This is a genomic window from Streptomyces sp. NPDC020362 (assembly GCF_040642095.1).
Lineage (GTDB): Bacteria > Actinomycetota > Actinomycetes > Streptomycetales > Streptomycetaceae > Streptomyces.
In genome coordinates, this window is sequence record NZ_JBFAET010000460.1 from 1 (window position 1) to 1,958 (window position 1,958).

At 73.1% G+C, this 1,958-nt stretch carries 1 protein-coding gene; it reads left to right on the forward strand.

Going from position 1 to position 1,958, the window contains the following annotated elements; translation table 11 throughout:
• Nucleotides 1-158 precede the first annotated feature (158 nt).
• Entirely contained in the window at nt 159-1,811 is a 1,653-nt protein-coding gene (locus AB0H32_RS48195) for an amino acid permease (protein ID WP_361136062.1), read from the forward strand.
• Nucleotides 1,812-1,958 lie beyond the last annotated feature (147 nt).

Genomic DNA, 1,958 nt, shown 5'->3' on the forward strand with positions numbered 1-1,958 from the left:
GCCCGCGCAGTGCCCGTGCGTGATTCATGACGGCCGCCAGGCCCACCTCGAAGGCACGGTCGGCCCGGCCCACCCCGTTCACGGCCGCCGACGCCCGCGCACCCGGCCGCCCCACTGCCGGGAGACCCGCCCGTCCGCCGCCAGAAGGGCTCCCCCGTATGTCCGCGACCACCTCGCAAGGGCCGGACGAGGAGAGCGAGGAGAGAGCGTCGTCCGCCGCGGCCACGCTCCGCCCCGGCTCCCTCGGCACCGCCGACATCGCCTTCTTCGTCGTCTCCGCCGCCGCACCGCTGACCGTCATGGCGGGCGTCGCTCCCCTCGCCATCCTGCTGGGCGGCATCGGCGCGCCCGTCGGCTATCTCCTGGCCGGCCTGACGCTCGCCGTCTTCGCCGTCGGCTTCACCACCATGAGCCGTCACATCACCGGCGGCGGCGCGTTCTACGCGTTCATCACCCAGGGCCTCGGCCGCCCGGCCGGCATCGGCGCCGCACTACTGGCGCTGATCGGCTACAACGGCATGGAGATCGGGGTCTACGGCCTGCTCGCCTCCGCCACCCGGGACACCCTGCACTCCCTCGTCGGCGCCGACACCCCCTGGCTGCCCATCTCCCTGGCCGGACTGCTCCTCATCGGCTACGGCGGCTTCCGCTCGATCGACTTCGGCGCCAAGCTGCTCGGTGTCCTGCTCGTCGCCGAGACCGGGATACTCGTCCTGCTCGCGGGCGGAGTCCTGGTCAAGGGCGGCGCGCACGGCCTGTCCTCCGCCTCGCTGGCCCCGGCGCACGTGTTCGTCCCGGGCACGGCCGCGGTCCTCGCGTTCGCGTTCGCCGCGTTCACCGGCTTCGAGTCGACCGTCATCTACCGCCGCGAGGCCCGCGAGCCCGAGCGCACGGTGCCGCGCGCCACCTACCTGGCCGTCGGATTCCTCGGCCTGTTCTACGCGTTCGTCGTCTGGGTGGCCATCCAGGCCTTCGGCGACGACCAGGTCGTCCGGGCGGCGGGCAAGGATCCCGCCGGGCTCTTCTTCACCGCGATCACCAGGTACGTGGGCGGCTGGGCCGCCGACCTCATGCACGTCTTCATCATCACCAGCGTCATCGCCTCCCTCCTCTCCTTCCACAACGCGATCAACCGCTACGTCCTCGCCCTGGCGGAAGAAGGCGTACTGCCCCGCCGGCTCGGCCGCATCCACCCCCGCCACCGCTCCCCCCACCTCGCCGGCATCGCCCAGACGGTCCTCGGAGCGGTCGTGGTCCTCGCGTTCTGGGCCGCACACGCAGACCCGTACCAGCATCTGCTGCTGTGGGTGAACACCCCGGGAATGATCGGCCTGTTGCTGCTGCAGCTGCTCGCGGCGGTCGCCGTACCGTGCTACTTCCGGCGGGTCGGTCACCAGGAGGGCAGCCTGCGCACGCTGGTCGCGCCCGTCGCCGCCGCCGTCCTGCTGGTGGCCGCGATCGTGCTGGTGGTGGGCCACATCGACCTGTTCACCGGCGCGTCCCCGGCCGTGAACACCCTGCTCGTCGTCGTGGCACCGGCTGCCTTCGTCCTCGGCCTCCCGCTGGCGTGGTGGCTGCGCCGCAACCGGCCCGCGGTGTACGCCGCCTTCGCCGCGGAGCCGACCGAAACCACCGGTCCCACGGAGCCCACAGGACCCCTGGAACCCGGAGGGCCCACAGGGCTCAAGAAGCCCACGGGCCCCACAGGGACCGACGAAACCGCCGGACCCCCAGGCCCCGACGAAACCGCCGGATCGGCAGGACGCACTGCACCCGCCGGATCCGCCCGGCCCACAGGACCCGCCGAATGACCCCGGCCCGTAATGGAGTTGCTCCCATGCCCGCTGCCGACCTCGTCCTCACGGGCGCGCAGGTGCGCACCCTCGACCCCGGCCGCCCCACCGCCACGGCGGTGGCCGTGCACGACGGGGTGATCACCGCGGTCGGGGAGGCCGCGG